The organism is Streptomyces sp. NPDC058045 (assembly GCF_042885635.1).
Classification (GTDB): domain Bacteria; phylum Actinomycetota; class Actinomycetes; order Streptomycetales; family Streptomycetaceae; genus Streptomyces.
Map to the genome: position 1 here is coordinate 37,456 of NZ_JBHVRR010000036.1, position 19,958 is coordinate 57,413.

Below are 19,958 nucleotides of genomic sequence, written 5' to 3' on the forward strand. Positions count from 1 at the left end.
CGGTGGTCTTTTACCACTATCAGGCCCGGCATTGAGTAAGCTGGCGGAAACTCAACTCCGTTGTGTCCGGGGGGACTTGGGAGTGCGTAGGCGGTAGCGGAGGTTCCGGGGGATGGAGTGAAGTCGAGTGATTTGGATCACAATCTGGTGGGCTTGGCGTGTGTGTGGCGCGCGTGTCACTATTCCGGCACGTTCACTGTGTCCGAAAGTATGTGACGCGGATGTGCCGGCGCCGCGGTTCCTCGGTGTTTAGCTCAGACCCAGGGTGTATCGCTGCGGCATTCCATTCAGCACACGGCAGGGTCCGGTGGAACACCATATGAATGCGGTGTTCCGCCGGACCCTGCCCGTGTCTTCGATACGGGAAAGACAAGGGGAGTTGAGCCCGTTGACGTTACCGACTTCGGCGGAGGGGGTGCCCGGCAGTCGCTCGGTCGGTAGAGGGCGCGCCCATGGCAAGGCCATTCTGCTGGGGGAACACGCGGTCGTCTACGGGGCGCCGGCGCTGGCTCTGCCCGTTCCGCAGTTGGCCGTGACCGCGAGTGCCGGGTGGTCGTCGCACGCCCCTGCCGACGGGGGCGAGGCCTCCTTCACGATGACCGGATCCGCGTCGAGGCCCCTGGTGGCGCAGGCGGCCGGTGGGCTTCAGCGGTTGGTCGCCGAGTTCAAGCGGACGGCTGGTGTCGCCGGGCGGTCCCATGTGGATGTGGTCATCGACTGCGCCGTCCCGCCCGGCCGCGGGCTCGGCTCCAGCGCGGCGTGCGCGCGGGCGATCATCCTGGCCCTCGCCGACCTCTTCGGCCGCGAACTCGACGGGGACGCGGTGTTCGACCTGGTGCAGACCGTCGAGAACGTCAACCACGGCAGGTCCAGCGGTGTCGACGCGGTGGCCACCGGTGCCGCGGTGCCGCTGAAGTTCACCGCGGGCGAGGTCGAGGAACTGCGGACGGACGCCCTCGGTGAGGCACTCGTACTCATCGCGGACAGTGGGGACTTCGGCCGGACCAAGGACGCGGTCGAGATGCTGCGCACCGGCTTCCAGCGCGTCCCCGGATCGCAGGAGCGGTTCGTGGGCCGCGCCACTGAGCTGACCCGCGCCGCCGTACGGGATCTCGCGGACGGCAGGGCGGACGACCTCGGGCGGCGGCTCACGGACTACCACGAGCTGCTGAGTACCGCCGGTCTCAGCACCGGCCGGATCGACGCCTGGGTCGAGACGGCCCTGGCGGCGGGCAGCCCCGGCGCCAAGATCACCGGTGGCGGCCTGGGCGGATGCATGATCGCCCTGGCCCGCGGTCCCGAGCAGGCACAGCAGATCACACGACAACTCAACTCGGCAGGCGCGTCGCAGACTTGGGCCGTGCCGCTCGGGAGGTTCCCCGGCCATGCGTCTTGACCAGTACCCGCTCGCCCCGGAAAGCGGCGAGCGGTCCTCCACGGGGGGCGCCACCGCCGTCGCCCATCCGAACATCGCGCTGGTCAAGTACTGGGGCAAGCGCGACGACGAGCTGATCCTGCCGGTGGCGGACAGTCTGTCGATGACCCTGGACGTCTTCTCGACCACCACCACCGTCCGGCTGGATTCCGAGGCTCCGGTGGACCGGGTGACCCTCAACGGCGCCCCCGCCGCCGAGGAACCGTACCGGCGCGTCGCCGCCTTCCTGGATCTGGTGCGCGGCCGGGCCGGGCGGATCGAGCGGGCCGTGGTGGACACCCGCAACACCGTGCCGACCGGGGCGGGCCTGGCGTCCTCGGCCAGTGGCTTCGCCGCGCTGGCCGTCGCCGCCGCGGACGCCTACGACCTGCCGCTCGACGCCACCGGACTCTCCCGGCTGGCGCGGCGCGGTTCCGGCTCGGCCTCCCGGTCGATCTTCGGCGGTTTCGCCGTCTGGCACGCCGGCCAAGGCACGGGCGTGGAGGGGGACTTGAGCTCGTACGCCGAGCCGGTCGCGGTCGGGGACCTGGACGCCGCCCTGGTGATCGCGATCGTGGACGCCGGGCCCAAGGCCGTCTCCAGCCGGGTCGCGATGCGGCGCACCGTGGACACCTCGCCGCTCTACCGGCCCTGGGTCGAGTCGAGCCGGGCGGACCTCACCGAGATGCGGGCCGCGCTGCTGCGGGGCGATCTGGCGGCGGTGGGGGAGATCGCGGAGCGGAACGCGCTGGGGATGCACGCCACGATGCTGGGGGCGCGCCCGGCGGTGCGGTACATGTCCCCGGCCACCCTCGTCGTCCTCGACGCCGTGCACCAGCTCAGGCGGGAGGGGGTCGCCGCCTACGCCACCATGGACGCCGGCCCGAACGTCAAGGTGCTCTGCGACGGGGCGGACGCTCCCCGGGTGGCGCGGGCCCTGCGCTCCGGCGCCTCGCGGACGTACATCGCCCGCCGCGGCCCCGGTGCCGGCCTGAGGGCCGGGGACGGTCTGCCGGCCGGGGACGGCCTGTGACGCACGGTCGGCCGGTGGTGCGGTACGCGCCGGGCAAGCTGTTCATCGCCGGTGAGTACGCGGTGGTGCGACCGGGCACCCCGGCCATCCTGGTCGCGGTCGACCGGCGGGTCGGCGTCACCGTCTCCGGTATGGACTCCGGCGCGGTCACCGTCACCTCCGACCTTTGCCCGGAGGGCGCCCGCCTGCGCCGCACCCGCGACGGGCTCACCGGGTACGAGACGGCGGACGAGGAGCGGGCGCGCAGCCGCCTCGCCCATGTGCGGTCCGCGATCGAGGTGGTGGACGCCCTGCTGGCCGAGCGCGGGCTGACACCGCCCGCCCTGCACCTCTCGGTCAGCAGCGGCCTGCACACCGGGGGCAAGAAGTACGGCCTGGGGTCGAGCGGCGCGGTGACGGTGGCGGCGATCGCCGCGCTGGCCGGCTACTGCGGCCTGGACCTCACACCCGAGGCGCGCTTCCGGCTGGCGGTGCTCGCGACGGCGAGGCTCGACGCCAAGTCCTCCTGCGGTGATCTCGCCGCCAGCACCTGGGGCGGCTGGATCGCCTACCAGGCCCCCGACCGCGCCGCCGTACTCGAACTGGCGCGGCGGCACGGCGTCGAGGAGGCGCTGCGCGCCCCGTGGCCCGGCTTCGCACTGCGCCGCCTCCCGCCGCCCCGCGGGCTGGCCCTGCACATCGGCTGGACCGGGGAGCCCGTCTCCACCGGATCGCTGGTGTCGCGCCTCGACCGGGGCAACGAGCAACACGACGCCGGATACCGGGAGTTCACCGCCCGCTCCACCACCCTGGTGCGTGCCTGCGTCCAGTCCTTCGAGCAGGGGGATCACCGCGAACTGCTCCAACACATCAGAGACGCCCGGCAGTTGCTGGCCGAACTGGACCAGGACACCGGGCTCGGCATCTTCACCGACCGGCTCACGGCACTGTGCGACGCCGCCGAAGCCGCCGGCGGTGCCGCCAAGCCCTCCGGGGCCGGCGGCGGGGACTGCGGTATCGCCTTCCTGGACGCCGAAGCAGGCCCGGCCGCCGCGCAGTTGAAGGAGAGGTGGGCCGCCGCGGATGTGGTGCCGCTGGAACTCCGCCCCGCTGACGAGGAGACGATGAGCGTTGAGCGCTGAACGCAAGGACGATCACGTTCGGCTCGCCGTGGAGCAGCAGCACCGGCACGGCGGGCACAACGAGTTCGACGATGTGTCCTTCGTCCACCACGCACTGGCGGGCGTCGACCGCGGCGATGTGTCGCTGGCCACCGGCTTCGCCGGCATCGAATGGCAGGTTCCGCTCTATATCAACGCCATGACCGGCGGCAGCGAGATGACCGGAGCCATCAACCGGGACCTCGCCATCGCCGCCCGCGCGACGGGCGTGCCCCTCGCGACGGGCTCGGTCAGCCCGTACTTCAAGGACCCGGACACCGCCGGGACGTTCAGTGTGATGCGCCAGGAGAATCCGGACGGGTTCATCATGGCCAACATCAACGCCACCACCTCCGTCGACAACGCGCGGCGGGCCATCGACCTGGTGCGGGCCGACGCCCTCCAGATCCACCTCAACACCATCCAGGAAACGGTGATGCCGGAGGGCGACCGCTCGTTCTCCTCCTGGGGGCGGCGCATCGAGGAGATCGTGGCGGCCGTCGACGTTCCGGTGGTGGTGAAGGAAGTCGGATTCGGCCTGAGCCGCGAGACGATCGCCCTGCTGGAGAAGTCCGGGGTGGCCGTGGCCGATGTCGGCGGCCGCGGCGGCACCGACTTCGCCCGTATCGAGAACGGCCGGCGCGCCCTCGGCGACTACGCGTTCCTGGAGGGGTGGGGGCAGTCCGCACCGGCCTGTCTGCTGGACGCGGGCGGCACGGGGCTGCCCCTGCTCGCCTCCGGCGGTGTGCGCCATCCGCTCGACGTCGCCCGTTCCCTGGCGCTCGGTGCCGCCGCGGCGGGGGCCTCCGGGTGCTTTCTGCGGACCGTGGTGGACGAGGGCGTGGCGGCGCTGGTCGCCCAGCTCACGACCTGGCTCGACCAACTGGCGGCGCTGATGACCGCGTTGGGGGCCCGGACCCCGGCCGGGCTGACGAGGAGCGATGTGCTGATCCACGGCACGCTGCGCTCGTTCTGCGCCGACCGCGGAGTGGACACGAGCCGGCTGGCCACCCGCTCCGGCTCCCCCGACACCATCCATCGAAAGATCGGAAGCATACGTTGAACAACGCACAGGCAGTCGCAGGGGTCCCGATGCGGTGGGTGGGACCTCTGAGGGTTTCGGGCAACGCCGCCACCACCGAGACCGAAGTCCCGCTCGCCACCTACGAGTCGCCGCTGTGGCCGTCCGTGGGCCGCGGCGCGAAGATCTCCCGGCAGACCGAACAGGGCATCGTGGCCACGATCGTGGACGAGCGGATGACCCGTTCGGTCCTGGTGGAGGCCGAGGACGCGGCGACCGCCCACGCGGCGGCCCGCCAACTCGACGACGGCTTCGAGGAGTTCGACAAGATCGTGCAGACCTGCAGCCGGTTCGCCCGGCTGATCGGGATCCGGCACGAGATCACCGCCAACCTGCTGTTCATCCGCTTCGAGTTCAGCACCGGCGACGCCTCCGGCCACAACATGGCCACCCTCGCCGCCGACGCCCTGCTGGCGCACATCCTGCGGACGATCCCCGGCATCTCCTACGGGTCGATCTCGGGCAACTACTGCACCGACAAGAAGGCGACCGCGATCAACGGCATCCTGGGCCGCGGCAAGAACGTCGTCACCGAACTGCTGGTGCCGCGCGCCGTGGTCGAGGACATGCTGCACACCACCGCCGCGAAGATCGCCCAGCTCAATGTCCGCAAGAACATGCTGGGTACGCTCCTGGCCGGCGGCATCCGCTCCGCGAACGCGCACTACGCGAACATGCTGCTCGGCTTCTATCTGGCGACCGGCCAGGACGCGGCCAACATCGTCGAGGGCTCGCAGGGGGTGACCGTGGCCGAGGACCGGGACGGGGACCTCTACTTCTCCTGCACCCTGCCCAACCTGATCGTCGGCACCGTCGGCAACGGCAAGGGCCTCGACTTCGTGGAGACCAATCTGACCCGGCTCGGCTGCCGGGACGAGCGCGAACCCGGCGGCAACGCCCGCCGGCTCGCCGCCCTCTGCGCCGCCACCGTCCTCTGCGGCGAACTGTCCCTGCTGGCGGCGCAGACCAACCCCGGCGAACTCATGCGCGCCCACGTCCAGATGGAACGCGGAAACTGACCCCCGCGACGACGCACCGCTGACCGAGGCAGGCCCCACCGGGCCGCCTCGCACGGCGGTGCGCATACCCCCAACTCGGCCTGCCCCGGGCCCACTTGCGGGCTAGCCGCCGGCTGACGTCCGGTCATGCCCGAGCTCACACCGGCTCGGGTCCGACCGACTCGTACTCCTCGCGCAGTTCATGCAGGACGGGATGCTCCACGTCGTAGGTCACCTCGTCGATGGAGGCGATGGGACGGACCCCGAACGCCGAGTTGGTGGCGAAGGCCGCCGCCATCCCTGAGAGGTGCGCGATGCCGATCTCCGCCGTCCGCTGCGCACCGGCATGGTGCCGCCGCAGCAGGGCCGTGGTGATGCCGGGGAGGACATCGGCGGCGGGCCACACCACGCCGGTGCCGTCGAAGAAGCCGATGCTCCACGTCGGGCCCTCGGACACCGCGGACCGCCCGTCGAGGAACAAAGCGTCGTCGAATCCGGCGAGTTGGGCCAGCCGCCGCTGGTGCAGCGCGCCGAACAGCCCGGTGTGCTTGACCGCCGGCACCTCCCGGCAGTGCGACACGGTACGCACCCGCAGCGGCGGCAACTCCCCGGCCGCCGCCCGACAGGTCACCAGGATCTGCGGCCGCGCCCCGGCACCGGGCCGCTCCAACCGCAGCCCCGGATCGGACACCGTCACCCGTACGGTGACCGGGTCGGGGGCGTCGGCCAGGGCGTCGCGGATCCGGGCGCGCACCTCGTCCGGGTCGAGTTCGGTGCCGAAGACGGTACGGCAGTCGCGCCGCAGCCGCTCCAGGTGGAGCGAGAGTCCGCGCACCCGCCGGCCCTCCGCGCGCAGGGTGGTGAAATGCCCGTAGTTGGTCATGGCCAGCGCCGTGAGCCGGTGGGGCTCGGCGGCGGCATCGCCCGGTTCCATCGCAAGGACTCCTCTGTCAGCCGGGCCCGCCCGACCGGTCAACTGCCCGGCGGACGGCCCCGGAAGCGTGCACATGTCCGGTACCCCCGTGGGCGCCGGCCTCAGCAGTGCCGACGCTCGGCGATCACCATGAGTTCCTCGATGCCGAACCCGGCCCGCTCCGACCGCGGTCGTCCCGGCCTGGAACACCACCCTGCGCTCGGAGCTGATCAGCGGTCAGCGGTCAGCACATGGATGTCGCCGCCGCCGAGTTCTCCGTCAACACCCGGCTCTCCCGCGCGTCGCCCACCGGAGGACATGACCCCGCGCGCCCCCGGACTCAAAGGTGGGCACGGCCGGTGTCATCCCCCGCCTCTCCCTCCTCCGGCTGTGCCCGCCGACTGGCTCATGGTCCAGGCGCCGACCGCGGCCATCAGCAGCGCCGCCCCGCCGGTGGACCCCAGCAGTACCGGGAAGGAGATGGGCGGGTCGGAGCTCAGCGCGCCCACCAGGTCGCCGGGGTCGCGCAGGATCTCGTAGCGGTCGCCGGGGCGTGAGTCGCTGCCGCACTTGTCGGCCTGGAGGGTGGACGAACGCCCTTGTGCGTCACGGAGCTTGCAGGTGTAGCTGTCGCCGCCGGTCCGCGACGAGGTGCTGCGCTCCACCGCGACGACCGTGGACCGTATATGCTCACCGCGCCAGTCGAGCACCGCGCTGCGGAACCCGTACGGGACCATGACCAGCAGGAAGATCCCCAGGAGCAGCAGCGCCATCAGATGGCCCGGTGAGTCCGTGCCGAGGATCAGCGGCAGCCACAGGAGGACGACCACACCGAGCAGGACGGGGCCGACCAGCACCAGTTCGTTGAGGTGGTGCCCGACGGCGATCAGCACGCCGCTCCCGATGAGGACGCCCGCCCCGGTGAGCCCCGTCAGCGCTCCCGCCAACCGCGGCCGGCGCGGCGCCCAGGAGCCGGGCTCGATCAGCGTCCCCCGCACCCACCGGCCGGTCGCCACCGCCCAGCCCCACACCCCAGACGCAGCCATCGCAGCCCCCTGTCGCCCGCATCCTGTAACTGCCCTACCCGCAACGGTAGTTGACCACCATGGGGCCAGGGGTGGCTCAGGGGTCCGGCTTGCTGCACGTTGCAACATGTCTCAATCCAAGATCAGTCGGATGGAGAGCAACAAGGGCACCTGCCCGGAGAGGGTACGCAGGAGCCGCCCGCGCTGTGGGACACGGTCGAGGCGATCAAGGCTTCCGGGTTCGAGATCGACCCGGAGCTGTGGACCATGAAGGACGCGGCCGACTGCTCCCAGTGCCACGCCGGGTGTACGGACAGTCCCAACGGCGGGAAGTGACACCGCACTGACCGCGGCAACTCCCCTTCAGGTTCAGGGGAGTTGCCGCCATGAGGAAAGGTTCTGCATGGAGGTCGTTGACGCCTGGGAGCGGTACGCCCGGGGACGGACGCCACGAAGGAAGGCCAACGCTTCCGGGGCCGAGACGTGGTTGAACTGGACGCAGTACCCCGACCACGGCCCTGACGAATCGATCCTCGGAGAGCTTCAGGGCCGGACCGTTCTGGAACTGGGCTGCGGTACGGGATGCAACCTCGCCCATCTCACCACGCTCGGCGCCGACTGCATCGGTGTGGACATCGCACCCAGCCAGCACAAGAAGGCCGTGGCCCGCTGGGGCCACCTCCCCGGTCTCGCCTTCCACACGGCGGAGGTGACCGACTACCTGGCACACACGGAAGGCCCGTTCGACGTGGTGCTGTCCATCTTCGGGCCTGTCTGGTTCACCGACCCCGGGCAGCTCCTTCCCCTGGTCCGTAAGAGGCTTTCCCCTGGCGGCGTACTGGCCTTCTCCCACAAGCCCCTGACGGCCGGTACTGACCCGGTGGGCAGGCTGAGGGAGGCGAAGGCGGTGACCAGGTGGGACTACTCCCCAGAGGAGTGGTCGGCCCTTCTGACCTCGTCGGGGTACTCGGACATCAAGGCCGAGATCGTCCCTCCCCCAGAAGGGCAAGACCAAGGCACCCTCCTGGTGAGGGCGTACGCATGGACCAAGTGACCGCTCTCGCGTAACGGACCTCACCGACCCCAAATGGCCAAGAGAGAAAGGGACTTGGCCCCGTCACTCCGTGCAGAGTCGCATCAGGTGTTTCTCCGCGGTGGTGAGGGCGTCTTCGATGGCGCCGAGGGCTACTGCTTGTTCTCTGAGGGGGGAGAGGACGAGGCGGGGTGGGTTGAAGAGGCGGACCTGGACGCTGTGGCGGAGGCGGCGTAGGAGAGGTTCGCCGGACTGGCTCATGGAGCCGCCGAGGATCACGGCGCCGGGGTCGATGAGCATGATGAGGATGGCGAGTCCGGCGGAGAAGCGGGCCACGACCTGGTCGCAGATCGCGGCGGCCACCGCGTCCCCCGTGTCGGCCCGGCTGAAAAGCATCGGTCCGACCCGGTCGAGGGCGGTGTCGCGCACCGCCTCGTACAGCTCCCCGGCGCCCCGGTCCGTGCAGGCGGCCAGCGCCAGATCGCGTACCGCCTTGGCGCCGACGAGGCGTTCGAAGCTGCCGGCGCCGTCCGGGGGTGCGCCGTCGGACCGGCCGGGGGTGCGGTCGAGGTCGCCGGCGAGGTCGATGAAGCCCAGCTCGCCGGCCGCCGAGGAGGCGCCCCGGTAGGGCCGGCCGCCGATGACGATGCCCGCGCCGACGCGCTCGTCCCAGTACACGTAGATGAAGTTGTCGATGCCGCGGGCGGCGCCGTGGGACTGTTCGGCGAGGGCGGCGAAGTTCATGTCGTTGTCGATGAGGACGGGGCAGCCGTGCCGCCGGCTCAGTGTCTCGACCACGGGGACTCCGGCCCAGCCGGGGATGCTGGGCGCGACGCGGATCTCGCCGGTCTCGGTGTCCACCACCCCGGGTGTCCCGACCGCGATCGCCCACAGACCGCCCGGGTCGAGCCCGGCGGAGGCGGCGCACCGCTGGATCGCGTCGGCGGCGGTGTCGACGACGTCGGTGCCCAACGGGGCGGCGTCGGCCTGGAGTTCGGCGATCTTCCGGCCGAGGAGGTCGGCCAGCACCACATGGACGCCGTGGGTGCCGATGTCCAGCCCGGCGACGAAGCCCAACTCGGCGCGGAACCGCACCTGTTGGGCGGGGCGCCCGATGTTCCCCGGTGGCGGTCCGGCGTCGAGGCGTTCGACGACCCCGAGGCCGGCCAGGTCGGACAGGGCGCGGGTCACCGCGGGCCGGGACAGTCCGGTGGTCTCGATCAGCAGCGCGATGCTCACCGGGGCGGCCGCGGATCTCACCGCGGCGAGTACCGCGCAGCGGTTCATCCGGCGCAGCACATGCGGTCCGCTGGCGGGCCTTGCTGATGTCACGGAGCGTCCTCCTTACACGCGGGGCGGGCTGCCGCACGGGTGCAGGGGCCATGTTGCCCGCTCCCGGGCCCTTGACGTGAGTCGGAAGCGCGCCGATATTAATGCATCGTCCGTTAGTTAGTTGGTTGCGGCTGTGTCAGCAGTTGGTCGTGCGGCCGCGTCAACATGGGGCGGGCGAGCGGCCGTTGGACCGTGGCCCGGTCCGGTTCCGCTCGGCCGGGTGCCGAGATGTTGTCATGTCCGTTTCATTAGGCGGGCGGGCTCACCCCCGCCCCGCGCGGAAGGGGACCAACCATGGAGCGCCAGGGACTCACCCGCAAGCAGTTGCTGGGAATGGCCGCCTTCGGGGCGAGCGCGGCGGTACTGGGCGGCCCCGCGGTCACCGGCGGAGCCCCGGCCGCCGCCGCGGCCACCACCTCCACAGCAGCCGACACCGCCGCCTCCGCCGCCTCCGCTGAGCGGAACGCGACGATCGAGGACGACATCGCCTGGTACGACGTGGCGGAGTGGGGCGTGGAGGGCAAGGGCTGGAACGACACCTCCCGCTACTACGACCGGCTGCCCGCGAAGGCCGAGGGCACGGTACGGGCCGCGGTGTGGAACCTCAGCCGGAACTCCGCGGGAATGCTGACCCGCTTCCGCACCGACTCGCCCGTCATCCACGCCCGTTACACCCTGCACTCCCCGAGCCTGGCGCTGGCGCACATGCCCGCCACCGGCGTCAGCGGGATCGACCTCTACGCCCAGGACGCCCGCGGCCGGGACCGCTGGCTCGCGGTGATCAAGCCCACCGCCCAGTCGGTGAACGCCCGTATGGTCGCCGGACTCGACGCGGGCACCCGCCGGTACACGGCCTATCTGCCGCTGTACAACGGCGTGGAGTCGGTGCAGATCGGTGTCGCCAAGGGGGCCGCCTTCCAGGCCGTCCGGCCGCGCACCGAGAGACCCGTCGTGTTCTACGGGTCGTCCATCCTCCAGGGCGCCTGCGCCTCCCGCCCCGGGATGGCGTTCACCTCCATCCTGGGGCGCCGCTTCGACCGCCCCACCGTCAACCTCGGCTTCTCCGGGAACGCCTTCATGGACCCGGAGGTCGGCGATCTGCTCGCCGAACTCGACGCCGAGGCCTTTGTCATCGACGCCCTGCCCAACATGGAGCCCGACCTCGTCGCCGAACGCGGCGAGGTCTTCGTACGCCGGCTCCGCGCCGCGCGGCCGGACACCCCGATCGTGATGGTCGAGGACCGCACCTACGCCAACGCCTGGCTGATCGAGGCCGAGCGCACCCGGCTCGCCGGCAGCCGTGCCGCGTACCGCCGGGCCTACCAGAACCTGCTCACCTCGGGCGTCAAGCAGCTCACCTACCTCAAGGGCGACGATCTGCTCGGCGACGACGACGAGGCGACGACCGACGGCTCGCACCCCAACGACCTCGGCATGGTCCGCTACGCCGACGCCTACACCAGGGTGCTCAGACGTGTCCTGTAATCCACCCGTTCCACGTTCTCAGGCGGTGCAGATGAAGAAGAGACTGTGCGGTGCGGCCGCTGTCCTCGGGGTCCTCGTCACGGCGGGCGCACTCCCGGCGCAGGCGTCCCCCGGCCCGCAGACCTCCGCGGACGCCCAACAGGCCCGGCACACACTGCCGTTGGGCCCCTCCGGCCTCACCGAGACCCGGACCACCACGACACTCCAGCCGGGTGTCACCCTCACCCGTATCGTGCGCGGCGAGGCGGACGCGGCGCTGCACTGGACGGTCGAGATGTCCGTCCCCGGCGGCGAGACCTCACCGGACCCGGACGCGCCGCCGACCTCGCTGAAGGACAAGGCGAGTGCCGACGCCCTGGCCGCCGGGCTGAAGCGGGACGGCTTCGAGGCCCGCGTGGAGCGGGTCACCACCGAGCGGACCACCGACTACGCGGGCGGCGAGCTCGGCTGGCGGGTCCGCGTCGGCTCGTTCGGCTCCGATGCCGCCGCCAACGCGGAACGGGCCCGGCTGAAGACCGCCGGATACACCGGTTCCGCCTGGTACACCGGCTGGGACGGCGCCGCCACCGACCGCGGCCCCTGGCGCGTCGAGGTGCTCACCATCGACCCGCGCGCATTCCACGGCAGCCTGTCCGCGGCGTACGGCCCCGATCTGGAGGAGCGGGAGACGACCAGCGAGCTGGCGAAGGCGGCGGGGGCGACCGCGGCGGTCAACGGCGGGTTCTTCGTCCTCGATCCCAAGGCGGGTGCCCCGGGCGACCCGGCCGGTGTCGGTGTCTACGACGGCCGGTTGCTGAGCGAACCGGTCAGTGGGCGCCCCGCGTTCGTCTTCCACGACAACGCCCGCCAGAGCCGGATCGACCGCTTCACCTGGAAGGGCGAGGCCACCGCCCGCGGCACCTCGCTGGACCTGGACGGCGTCAACCGCGTACCCGGCCTGATCAGGAACTGCGGCGGCAGCGCGCACGACGCCCCGACCTCCCTGCCGCTGCATGATGTGACCTGCACCAACAAGGACCAACTCGTCGCCTTCACACCGGACTTCGGCAAGAACACCCCGCAGGGCGAGGGCGTGGAGGCCGTCCTGGACTCCCATGACCGGGTCGCGGAGATGCGCTCGCCGCGCGGCGGACCGCTGCCCGCGGGCGGCAGCTCCGTCCAGGCCACCGGCAAGCGGGTCGGCGAACTCTCCGGCCTGGCCCGCACCGGCGAGGCCCTGCGCCTGAAGACGACACTGCTGGACGGGAAGGGCAAGCCGGTCTCGCCGTCCCCGAGGACCGACGTCATCAACGGCGGCCCCGAACTGGTCCGCGACGGCAAGTTGCACGTCACCCCGGCGACCGACGGCATGGTGCACCCCGGCGACCCGAGCTGGTACTACGGCTGGGTCCACAAGCGCAATCCGCGCACCCTGGCCGGGGTGGACGCGGCCGGGCGGACCCTGCTGGTCACCGCCGACGGACGCAGCACCGGGGCGCTCGGGCTGAGCATCCCCGAGACCGCCGAGGTCGCCAGGGCGCTCGGTATGCGCGACGCGATCAACTTCGACGGCGGCGGCTCCACCACCGCCGTGGTCGACGGCAAGGTGATCAACCGCCCGTCCGACGCAGCCGGTGAACGCCCCGTCGGAGACGCCCTGTTGGTCCTGCCCGACAAGGACTGACCCCGGTCCCGGTCCAGCGCACACACCCATGCACACACCCCCAAGCAGCGAACAACCGCAGGGAGCCGCCGTGTCCTCCGTACAGGCCATGCGAAGCCGTGTCCTGCTCGTCCTCACCGCACTGCTCGCCGTCCTCCTCCCCGCCGCCCCGGCACTGGCCGGACCCGAAGGGGGAGCCGGCGCCACCCGGGCCGCGGCACCGGGTGGTGCCGAGGTCGTCGACACCACCCGGGTCGCGGACCGCCAACTCGATCTGACCGTCAAGTCGCCCTCCCTGGGCGGCAGTTCGGCCAAGGTCCGGCTCCTCACCCCCGACGGCTGGGATCCGGACGACCGCAGCCGGCACTGGCCCACCCTCTGGCTGCTGCACGGCTGCTGCGGCGACTACACCGCGTGGTCCACCCTCACCGACCTCGCGCGGACCGACAGCCTGCGCAAGGTCCTGGTGGTGATGCCGGAGGCCGGCTGGAACGGCTGGTACAGCGACTGGTGGAACCACGGCCAGGGCGGCGACCCGGCCTGGGAGACCTTCCACACCGTGGAGTTGCGGCACCTCCTGGAGCGCGACTGGGGCGCCGGCAGCAACCGCGTCGTGGCCGGGCTCTCGATGGGAGGCCAGGGCGCCCTGCTGTACGCGGCCCGGCACCCCGGCATGTTCAAGGCGACCGCCGCCTTCTCCGGCTCGGTGCACCCGCTGCTGAGCGAGGAGTCCGAGAAGCGCCTCCTGGGGTACTTCGGCGGCCAGGGCGGCGACCCGCTGCGGGTCTGGGGCGACCCGGTCGCCCAGCGCCGCGTCTGGCAGGCCCACGACCCGTACCACCTGGCCAAGCGGCTGCGGTCCATACCCGTGTACCTGTCCTGCGGTGACGGCACCACCGGACCCCTGGACCCGGCGGGCAGCACCAGCGCGGTGGAGGCCGACTTCAACCGGCAGAACCACGCACTCGCCGCCCGGCTGGAAGAGGTCGGCGCCAAGCAGGTGACCACCCACTTCTACGGACCGGGCACCCACCGCTGGTCCTACTGGGAGCGCGAACTGCACTCCGCCCTGCCGATGCTGCTCGGCGCCCTCCGGGTGGACGGGGGTGAGGGCTGACCCCCGAGGACCCGTAAGCGGATCACACCGGCCGTCCCGGCATCTGCCGCCGGGACGGCCGACCCGTTCCGCGGCCCGATCCGATGGGCGGGAAGCAGCCGGGGGGCAGGAAGCAGCCGATGGGCAAGAAGCACAGGAAGCCCGCCAACTCCTTGTGCGGATACGCCAATTGATAAAATTTCTGCGGCCGCCGAGCTGTTTCCGCAGCTCAGCCGGACAAGGATTGGCCTAGACCTCTAATGGGCCGGAAAGTCGTTTACCAAAACTGCTTTCCCGTGGAAACTATGTCGTGCTCGCGTCAACTGGACGCGCGTAGATTCCACCACGGGAGAAGCGCGCGCCCGACCGCTCCTGGCCGGCCGCACTCCGTACGTCTTTCTGTTTGCCGCGCCGCGCTCGCACGGCGCGCCGAGATCCACCGCACCGCAGCACTACTCGGCACCACTCGTGCACCATCGCAGCTCGCCCCCACCAAACAGGAGGAAACCTTGTTCCCTCGGAGCCTCTCCCTCACGTCCCCCCAGCGAAGACTCACCGCGGCAGGCGTCATCGGTACCAGCGCCGCACTGACCTTCAGCCTGATGTCGGGCACCGCCTCCGCGGCCCCCGCCTCGCACGACCCCGTACCGCAGGGCAAGGGCTACATGGGCGTCGGTTACGTCCAGGACCGCAAGGACTTCAAGCCCGACACCGGGCAACTGCACCTCGGCAAGCCCGCGTCGGGCCCCAGCGCCAACCTCCAGGCGAACCCCCAGGGCATCGACGTCTCCAGCTGGCAGGGCGGCATCAACTGGAGCTCGGTCCGCGCCGCGGGCATCGAGTTCGCCTGGATGAAGGCGACCGAGGGCCTCACGTACAAGGACCCGACGTTCAACGCCAACTACGTCAACGCCTACAACGCCAAGGTGGTCCGGGGCGCCTACCACTTCGCGCGGCCCGATGTGTCCGGCGGCGCGGCCCAGGCCGACTACTTCGCCAGCAACGGCGGCGCCTGGTCCCGCGACAACCTGACCCTCCCCGGCGTGCTGGACATCGAGGGAAGCTGCTACGGCAAGTCGGCCGCGTCGATGCAGTCCTGGATCCTGGACTTCTACAACCGGTACAAGGCCCGCACCGGCCGCGACGTCGTCATCTACACCACCGCGAGCTGGTGGAACTCCTGCACCGGCGGCTGGTCCGGCATGTCCGCCAGGAGCCCGCTGTGGGTGGCCCACTGGACCACCGGCAGCCCCGCCATCCCGCGCGGCTTCCCCTTCTACACCGTCTGGCAGTACAGCTCCACCGGCAGGGTGAACGGCGTCGCCGGGAACGTCGACCGCGATGTCTTCGGCGGCGACCGCTCCCGTCTGCTGGCCCTGGCCAACAACACCGCGTGACGGCTCCGGCCGCCACCCGCTGACGGCCGCCGGGGACCGCACCCCCGGCCGCCGCCACACCCGGGGCGGAGCAGCCCAACGAGCCTGCTCCGCCCCGGAGTTGACCGCGCGGGAGACCCCTCAGAGGGACACCTCTCACCTCCGCCGGACTTCCACGTCCGCACCCGCGGCATCGCCCTCCGCCCCCAGGCCCGCCAGCAGCCGCAGACCGTCCTCGGTGGGGCTGCCGGGCGCCGCGGACAGCACCAGCAACTCCATGCCCGACCCGTCCGGCAGCGCGAAATTCTCCTGGTGCAACTCCAGCAGCCCGACCAGCGGATGCCGGTACGCCCTGCGCCCATGGGTGCGGGCACACACGTCGGCACGGGCCCACAGGCGGCGGAAGCGCTCGCTGCCCATCGCCAACTCCCCGATGAGTGGCTTTGTTCACGAGAACCGGCAGCACCTATACACAAGTTTGGGCAGCACTCGAAGCTCTGCAGAAATCGAACGATTCATGGCTTCAGGAAGAACAGGCCCCTGCCGAGAGTTCAGCAGGGGCCCACGGTGACGAACCCTTCGGAGGGCCGCTACCTACCTTCGATGAGCGGCATGTCGACCGACACCAGTTAACGTCTGCTGCCGATCTGACGGCCCGGCCTCACTTCAGATGGCGGGTGAAGAACTGGGCCGCGGCGTCCCCTGCGAACTGCGGGACACCGGTGTGCCCGCCCATGTTGGCGTGGAGGGTCTTCTCCTCGGAGCCGAACGCGTCGAACAGGTCCAGGGCGGCCTGCCGGTCGTTCCCTTCGTCGTCCCACTGCAGCAGGACATGCAGCGGAATGGTGACCTGCCGGGCCTCCTCGAACATCGCGCGAGGCACGAAACTCCCGGCGAACAGAACAGCAGCCGAGATGCGCGGCTCGACCACCGCCAGCCGGGTCCCGATGGAGATCACTCCCCCCGAATACCCGACCGGGCCGCCGATCTCGGGCAGCGACAGGATGGCGTCCAGGGCGGCCTGCCATTCCGGGACCGCCTTGTCGACCAGGGGGAGGATGAGGGCATCGATGATCTCGTCGCTGACCGGCTCGCCGGCCTCCAGTGCCCGGCGCAGGTCGGCGAGGGCCTGCTCGGCGCCGGGCAGGCGGGGGCGGTCGCCGTTTCCGGGGAGCTCGATGGCGGCCGTGGCGAAGCCGTCCGCCGCGGCGTGCCGGGCTCGGGCCACCAGTCGGGGGTACACCTTGCGCAGCCCGAGCGGAGGGGGGCTGAGCAGGATCAGCGGCGCCGGTGCGGATGTGGATGCGGATTCGGGCGTCCACAGGAATCCGGGGATCTCGCCGAGGGTGAACTCGCGTTCGAGGATGCCGTCGTCGAGGGGCTGCTCGGAAGTGAAATGCATGGTCGTGCCTTTCGGGAGTGCACTGGAACGGCGCTCCCGGACGACCTGCCTATCGCCCGACCGTGACCCCGGAGGGGAGCACCCACGTCGATACTGTGTTCACGGGTACCACCTCCTCAATCTCTCGCACGGCCTCCCGGAAACGTAGCAGGTGTCGCCCTCGTCCTCTAACGGGTTTTGCGGAGTCTCCGTGGCGCAGCCTCAGAGACCCACTCGGGAAGCGGGGTGCACTGGCGCTGTGGCTTCTCATGAATATCGAACACAACGCACCGCCGACGCCTCCCAAACCTCGTGTATAGGTGCTGTCGCTTCTCGTGAACAAAGCCACTGAGCCCTGTCCAACCTCCCGCGTCGGCTGGGCAGTTGGCCTGACGGACGGGTGAAGCCCCTGGTAGATGGGTTTTCGACCAAGAGAACCGTCTCCACCAGAGGCTTCGCATGCTTGTCTACTCGTCCGGCGTCGACGTGTCCAGCTCCGCCCTCCGCTTCCTCGCCGCCCGCTTGAGGGAACGCCGCCGCACTCTCGGCACCCGATGGCGGCGCCTGAGCGCGGGCCGACAGGCCCTGCTCACCCTCGCCCACCTCCGCAACGGCCAGCCCTATGCCCAGCTCGCGGCCGGTTTCGGCGTCGGCACCACCACCGTCTACCGGTACGTCAACGAGGCCGTCGTGCTCCTGGCCGCCCTGGCCCCCACGCTCGCCGACGCCGTACGGGCCGCGTCGATGAAGGCCTATCTGATCCTGGACGGGACGCTTCTGCCGATCGACCGGATCGCCGCCGACCGTCCCTTCTACTCGGGCAAACACAAGAAGCACGGCATGAATGTGCAGGTCATAGCCGACCCGAAGGGTCGTCTCCTGTGGGCTTCACCGGCCCTGGCCGGTGCCGTCCATGACGTCCGGGCCGCACGCGAGCACGGCATCATCGACGCCCTCGCCGAGGCCGGCATCACCTGCTGGGCGGACAAGGGCTACCAGGGCGCAGGTGGCACGGTCCGTCTCCCTTACCGCGGCCGATGGGACCGCCTCTCCACGGGTCAGCAGTCCGTCAACCGGTCCCATGCGAAGGTCCGGGCACTGGTCGAGCAGGCCATCGCCACCCTCAAGTCCTGGCGGCTCCTCCGCAAGCTCCGCTGCTCGACGACCCGTATCACGAGCCTCGTCCAAGCTGTCCTCACCCTCCATCTGGCCAGCTCAGACTGAGGATGGAAAAGCTCAGTGTTCTCGCCGGTGAGTCGGCGGGCCATGAGGTCGGTCATGGCGAGGTGAATCACGGCTTCGGAGCGGGCCGGGAGGGCTTCGTAGTCGCGGGCCAGCGGTGGCGCATCAGCCAGCCGTAGGTCCGCTCGACCGTCCACCGCTTCGGGATCGGAGTGAAGCCCCTGGTCCCAGGGGTGCGTTGGTCATGGACCCTCATTGCGTGGACAGGGTCTGTCAAACGAACGTCTTACGGTCCCCGGCGGGCCCGCGTGCTCCAGTCGATGTGCCCACAGAGCCCCTGGTGGGCGGCCTGCTTCAGGCCGGGCGTTCGGTGGTGAGGGTGATGCGCCCGTCTATCCAGACGGGTAGGCGCCGGGCGAGTTTCTTCAGTGACGGGCCCCGTACGTGGTGCAGATTCACCACGAGTCTCGTGCCGAACAGCGCCTGGAAGTGGGCTCCGAGGCCCCGGCCAGTGCCGGTGAACACTTCGTCGGCCGGGACGTCGGGCTGTGGTGGTTCGTTGATCCGGTACACGCACAGGGCCTGTCGGTCCGGGACCGGTCCGGGGAGAACGGCGACCGCTCGGACCGCCGGCCAGCCCAGTTTGATCACGGGGACGTATCCGAATGCCTGGTGGTACGCGACTCCTTCGGGATGGAAACGGACAGCCGGGTCGTCGGGGCGGGCAGGTGTGGGCCTGCCCGTGTACGCGCGGATCGTGGTCAGCAGCGTGCTTCCGGGTCGGTAGAAGAGTGACTGCCGGTAGAGCCTTCGGTAGTGCGATGACTCGTGACCCACCTCGCGACTCCTTCACAGGCTCGTTCGTAGGGCTGATAATCGCATGAGCTGGTCGCTGGGGGTGCGTGCTGGAACGGGCCGCTTGTGATCGTTGGAGACGGTTCTCTTGGTCGAAAACCCATCTACCAGGGGCTTCACCCGTCCGTCAGGCCAACTGCCCAGCCGACGCGGGAGGTTGGAAAGGGCTCACTGCGGTCCACCCTCGCGATCTATCAGCGCCGCAAGGTACCGGGCGCCGCCGAACTCGCCCGCCGAGCCCGCGAAGCACTTGCCTAACATGCCCACCAACCGGCCGACGAAGGGACGCACAGTGGCGCAACCGACCACCGACGACCAGCCCGAAGCCCTCAAACCCGCACTCGAATCCATGACCCTGCTGGTCGCCGCCGTCATCGTCCACGACCAGGCCACCAACCGCGTCGTGCTCCTCCAGCGCAGCGAGAACGCCAAGTTCGCCCAATGCATGTGGGACCTGCCCGTCGGCAAGAGCGAACCCGGCGAGCCGATCACCGAAACCGCGGTGCGCGAGCTGTACGAGGAGACCGGCCTCACCGTGCAGCCGGAGTCCCTCAAGGTCGCCCACATCATCCACGGAGCATGGGGAGTCGAAGCCCCCAACGGATTTCTGACGGTCGTCTTCGTCGCCCATGAATGGACCGGCGAGCCCGAGAACCGCGAGCCGCGCAAGCACGCCCAGGTCCGCTGGGTCGGGACCGACGCCATCCCGGAGGAGTTCGTGGACACCACTGCGAGCGCTCTCCACAGCTACCTCGACGGAGGCCCGGAAGTCTCCCTGAACGGCTGGGACCAGTAGCCGCCCACACCTGAGCGGTGGGGGCACCCGGCCACTGCCGGGAACTTCGGGAACTTCCTTGAGGCGGGCGGGAGTTGGGGTGTCACGGTCTGGGTGGTGAAGGTGTATCGGGTGTCGTGTTCGTCTCTGGCGCAGAAGACGTAGGGTTCGCCGAGGGTTATGAGGTCGAGTGCCCAG

17 protein-coding genes and 2 pseudogenes are annotated in these 19,958 nt (G+C 70.6%); 12 read left to right on the plus strand and 7 right to left on the minus strand.

Features of this window, described 5'->3' with window-relative positions:
* Nucleotides 1–388: 388 nt before the first annotated feature.
* From mvk to ACFVST_RS21155, 5 genes are read left to right on the plus strand one after another with little or no spacing between them, the layout of a single operon-like run.
* Complete coding sequence (gene mvk / locus ACFVST_RS21135; RefSeq protein WP_390154104.1) at nt 389–1,396, plus strand: mevalonate kinase; 1,008 nt, start codon at nt 389–391, stop codon at nt 1,394–1,396.
* Complete coding sequence (gene mvaD, locus ACFVST_RS21140; RefSeq protein ID WP_390154107.1) at nt 1,386–2,447, plus strand: diphosphomevalonate decarboxylase; 1,062 nt, start codon at nt 1,386–1,388, stop codon at nt 2,445–2,447. Before mvk ends, mvaD begins: the two co-directional genes overlap by 11 nt.
* Entirely contained in the window at nt 2,444–3,568 is a 1,125-nt protein-coding gene (locus tag ACFVST_RS21145; RefSeq protein WP_390154110.1) for a phosphomevalonate kinase, read from the plus strand. Before mvaD ends, ACFVST_RS21145 begins: the two co-directional genes overlap by 4 nt.
* Nucleotides 3,558–4,649 (plus strand): type 2 isopentenyl-diphosphate Delta-isomerase, encoded by a 1,092-nt coding sequence (fni, locus tag ACFVST_RS21150; RefSeq protein WP_390154113.1) that lies wholly within the window; start codon nt 3,558–3,560, stop codon nt 4,647–4,649. The genes ACFVST_RS21145 and fni overlap by 11 nt, the downstream gene beginning before the upstream one ends.
* Before the next feature lie 29 nt (nt 4,650–4,678).
* Nucleotides 4,679–5,686, plus strand: coding sequence for a hydroxymethylglutaryl-CoA reductase (locus tag ACFVST_RS21155; RefSeq protein WP_390154116.1), 1,008 nt, complete (start codon nt 4,679–4,681; stop codon nt 5,684–5,686).
* A 136-nt stretch (nt 5,687–5,822) separates the two neighbouring features.
* On the opposite strand, the gene ACFVST_RS21160 is transcribed toward ACFVST_RS21155, so the two are convergent.
* Nucleotides 5,823–6,599 carry an aminotransferase class IV gene (locus ACFVST_RS21160; RefSeq protein WP_390154119.1) on the minus strand — a complete coding sequence of 259 codons (777 nt, stop codon included), beginning with the start codon at nt 6,597–6,599 and terminating at the stop codon, nt 5,823–5,825.
* A 341-nt stretch (nt 6,600–6,940) separates the two neighbouring features.
* Nucleotides 6,941–7,624 carry a hypothetical protein gene (locus ACFVST_RS21165; protein WP_390154122.1) on the minus strand — a complete coding sequence of 228 codons (684 nt, stop codon included), beginning with the start codon at nt 7,622–7,624 and terminating at the stop codon, nt 6,941–6,943.
* A 382-nt stretch (nt 7,625–8,006) separates the two neighbouring features.
* On the opposite strand from ACFVST_RS21165, the gene ACFVST_RS21170 reads away from it, so the two are divergent.
* Entirely contained in the window at nt 8,007–8,657 is a 651-nt protein-coding gene (locus tag ACFVST_RS21170) for a class I SAM-dependent methyltransferase (protein WP_390154124.1), read from the plus strand.
* Between the two features lie 63 nt (nt 8,658–8,720).
* On the opposite strand, the gene ACFVST_RS21175 is transcribed toward ACFVST_RS21170, so the two are convergent.
* Nucleotides 8,721–9,968, minus strand: coding sequence for an ROK family transcriptional regulator (locus ACFVST_RS21175; protein ID WP_390154127.1), 1,248 nt, complete (start codon nt 9,966–9,968; stop codon nt 8,721–8,723).
* Between the two features lie 294 nt (nt 9,969–10,262).
* Between ACFVST_RS21175 and ACFVST_RS21180 the strand changes: the two genes are divergently transcribed.
* The 4 genes from ACFVST_RS21180 (at nt 10,263) to ACFVST_RS21195 (ending at nt 15,588) form a co-directional block, all read left to right on the plus strand.
* A complete protein-coding gene (locus ACFVST_RS21180; RefSeq protein WP_390154130.1) occupies nt 10,263–11,453 on the plus strand; it encodes an SGNH/GDSL hydrolase family protein in 1,191 nt (396 codons plus the stop codon).
* A gap of 31 nt (nt 11,454–11,484) precedes the next feature.
* On the plus strand, nt 11,485–13,116 hold the full coding sequence (locus ACFVST_RS21185) for a phosphodiester glycosidase family protein (RefSeq protein ID WP_390154133.1): 1,632 nt from the start codon (nt 11,485–11,487) through the stop codon (nt 13,114–13,116).
* Between the two features lie 88 nt (nt 13,117–13,204).
* Nucleotides 13,205–14,212, plus strand: a complete 1,008-nt coding sequence (locus ACFVST_RS21190; RefSeq protein ID WP_390154135.1) for an alpha/beta hydrolase — start codon at nt 13,205–13,207, stop codon at nt 14,210–14,212.
* Nucleotides 14,213–14,700: 488 nt separating this feature from the next.
* Nucleotides 14,701–15,588: a GH25 family lysozyme gene (locus ACFVST_RS21195; RefSeq protein ID WP_390154137.1), complete on the plus strand. Its 888-nt coding sequence runs from the start codon at nt 14,701–14,703 to the stop codon at nt 15,586–15,588.
* A gap of 135 nt (nt 15,589–15,723) precedes the next feature.
* Here the strand turns inward: ACFVST_RS21195 and ACFVST_RS21200 are convergent.
* Together ACFVST_RS21200 and ACFVST_RS21205 are read right to left on the minus strand one after the other, a co-directional pair.
* Nucleotides 15,724–16,005 (minus strand): annotated as a pseudogene (locus tag ACFVST_RS21200) (XRE family transcriptional regulator); the annotation flags it as partial.
* A gap of 223 nt (nt 16,006–16,228) precedes the next feature.
* Nucleotides 16,229–16,969, minus strand: coding sequence for an alpha/beta hydrolase (locus ACFVST_RS21205; RefSeq protein WP_390154140.1), 741 nt, complete (start codon nt 16,967–16,969; stop codon nt 16,229–16,231).
* A gap of 438 nt (nt 16,970–17,407) precedes the next feature.
* On the opposite strand from ACFVST_RS21205, the gene ACFVST_RS21210 reads away from it, so the two are divergent.
* Nucleotides 17,408–18,172 carry an IS5 family transposase gene (locus ACFVST_RS21210; protein WP_390154143.1) on the plus strand — a complete coding sequence of 255 codons (765 nt, stop codon included), beginning with the start codon at nt 17,408–17,410 and terminating at the stop codon, nt 18,170–18,172.
* A 14-nt stretch (nt 18,173–18,186) separates the two neighbouring features.
* Here ACFVST_RS21210 and ACFVST_RS21215 read toward each other — a convergent pair.
* Nucleotides 18,187–18,368 (minus strand): annotated as a pseudogene (locus ACFVST_RS21215) (IS5/IS1182 family transposase); the annotation flags it as partial.
* 116 nt (nt 18,369–18,484) lie between these two features.
* Complete coding sequence (locus ACFVST_RS21220; RefSeq protein WP_390154146.1) at nt 18,485–18,967, minus strand: hypothetical protein; 483 nt, start codon at nt 18,965–18,967, stop codon at nt 18,485–18,487.
* A gap of 277 nt (nt 18,968–19,244) precedes the next feature.
* Here ACFVST_RS21220 and ACFVST_RS21225 point away from each other — a divergent pair, with 277 nt between their 5' ends.
* On the plus strand, nt 19,245–19,781 hold the full coding sequence (locus ACFVST_RS21225) for an NUDIX domain-containing protein (protein WP_390154148.1): 537 nt from the start codon (nt 19,245–19,247) through the stop codon (nt 19,779–19,781).
* The last annotated feature ends 177 nt before the right edge of the window (nt 19,782–19,958 follow it).

Coding starts and splice junctions, on each gene's coding strand:
- ACFVST_RS21185 (WP_390154133.1), top strand. CDS start 11,485: ATGAAGAAGAGACTGTGCGGTGCGGCCGCTGTCCTCGGGGTCCTCGTC.
- ACFVST_RS21205 (WP_390154140.1), bottom strand. CDS start 16,969: ATGCATTTCACTTCCGAGCAGCCCCTCGACGACGGCATCCTCGAACGC.
- ACFVST_RS21170 (WP_390154124.1), top strand. CDS start 8,007: ATGGAGGTCGTTGACGCCTGGGAGCGGTACGCCCGGGGACGGACGCCA.
- ACFVST_RS21160 (WP_390154119.1), bottom strand. CDS start 6,599: ATGGAACCGGGCGATGCCGCCGCCGAGCCCCACCGGCTCACGGCGCTG.
- ACFVST_RS21190 (WP_390154135.1), top strand. CDS start 13,205: ATGCGAAGCCGTGTCCTGCTCGTCCTCACCGCACTGCTCGCCGTCCTC.
- ACFVST_RS21155 (WP_390154116.1), top strand. CDS start 4,679: ATGCGGTGGGTGGGACCTCTGAGGGTTTCGGGCAACGCCGCCACCACC.
- ACFVST_RS21165 (WP_390154122.1), bottom strand. CDS start 7,624: ATGGCTGCGTCTGGGGTGTGGGGCTGGGCGGTGGCGACCGGCCGGTGG.
- ACFVST_RS21210 (WP_390154143.1), top strand. CDS start 17,408: ATGCTTGTCTACTCGTCCGGCGTCGACGTGTCCAGCTCCGCCCTCCGC.
- mvaD (WP_390154107.1), top strand. CDS start 1,386: ATGCGTCTTGACCAGTACCCGCTCGCCCCGGAAAGCGGCGAGCGGTCC.
- ACFVST_RS21180 (WP_390154130.1), top strand. CDS start 10,263: ATGGAGCGCCAGGGACTCACCCGCAAGCAGTTGCTGGGAATGGCCGCC.
- ACFVST_RS21225 (WP_390154148.1), top strand. CDS start 19,245: ATGCCCACCAACCGGCCGACGAAGGGACGCACAGTGGCGCAACCGACC.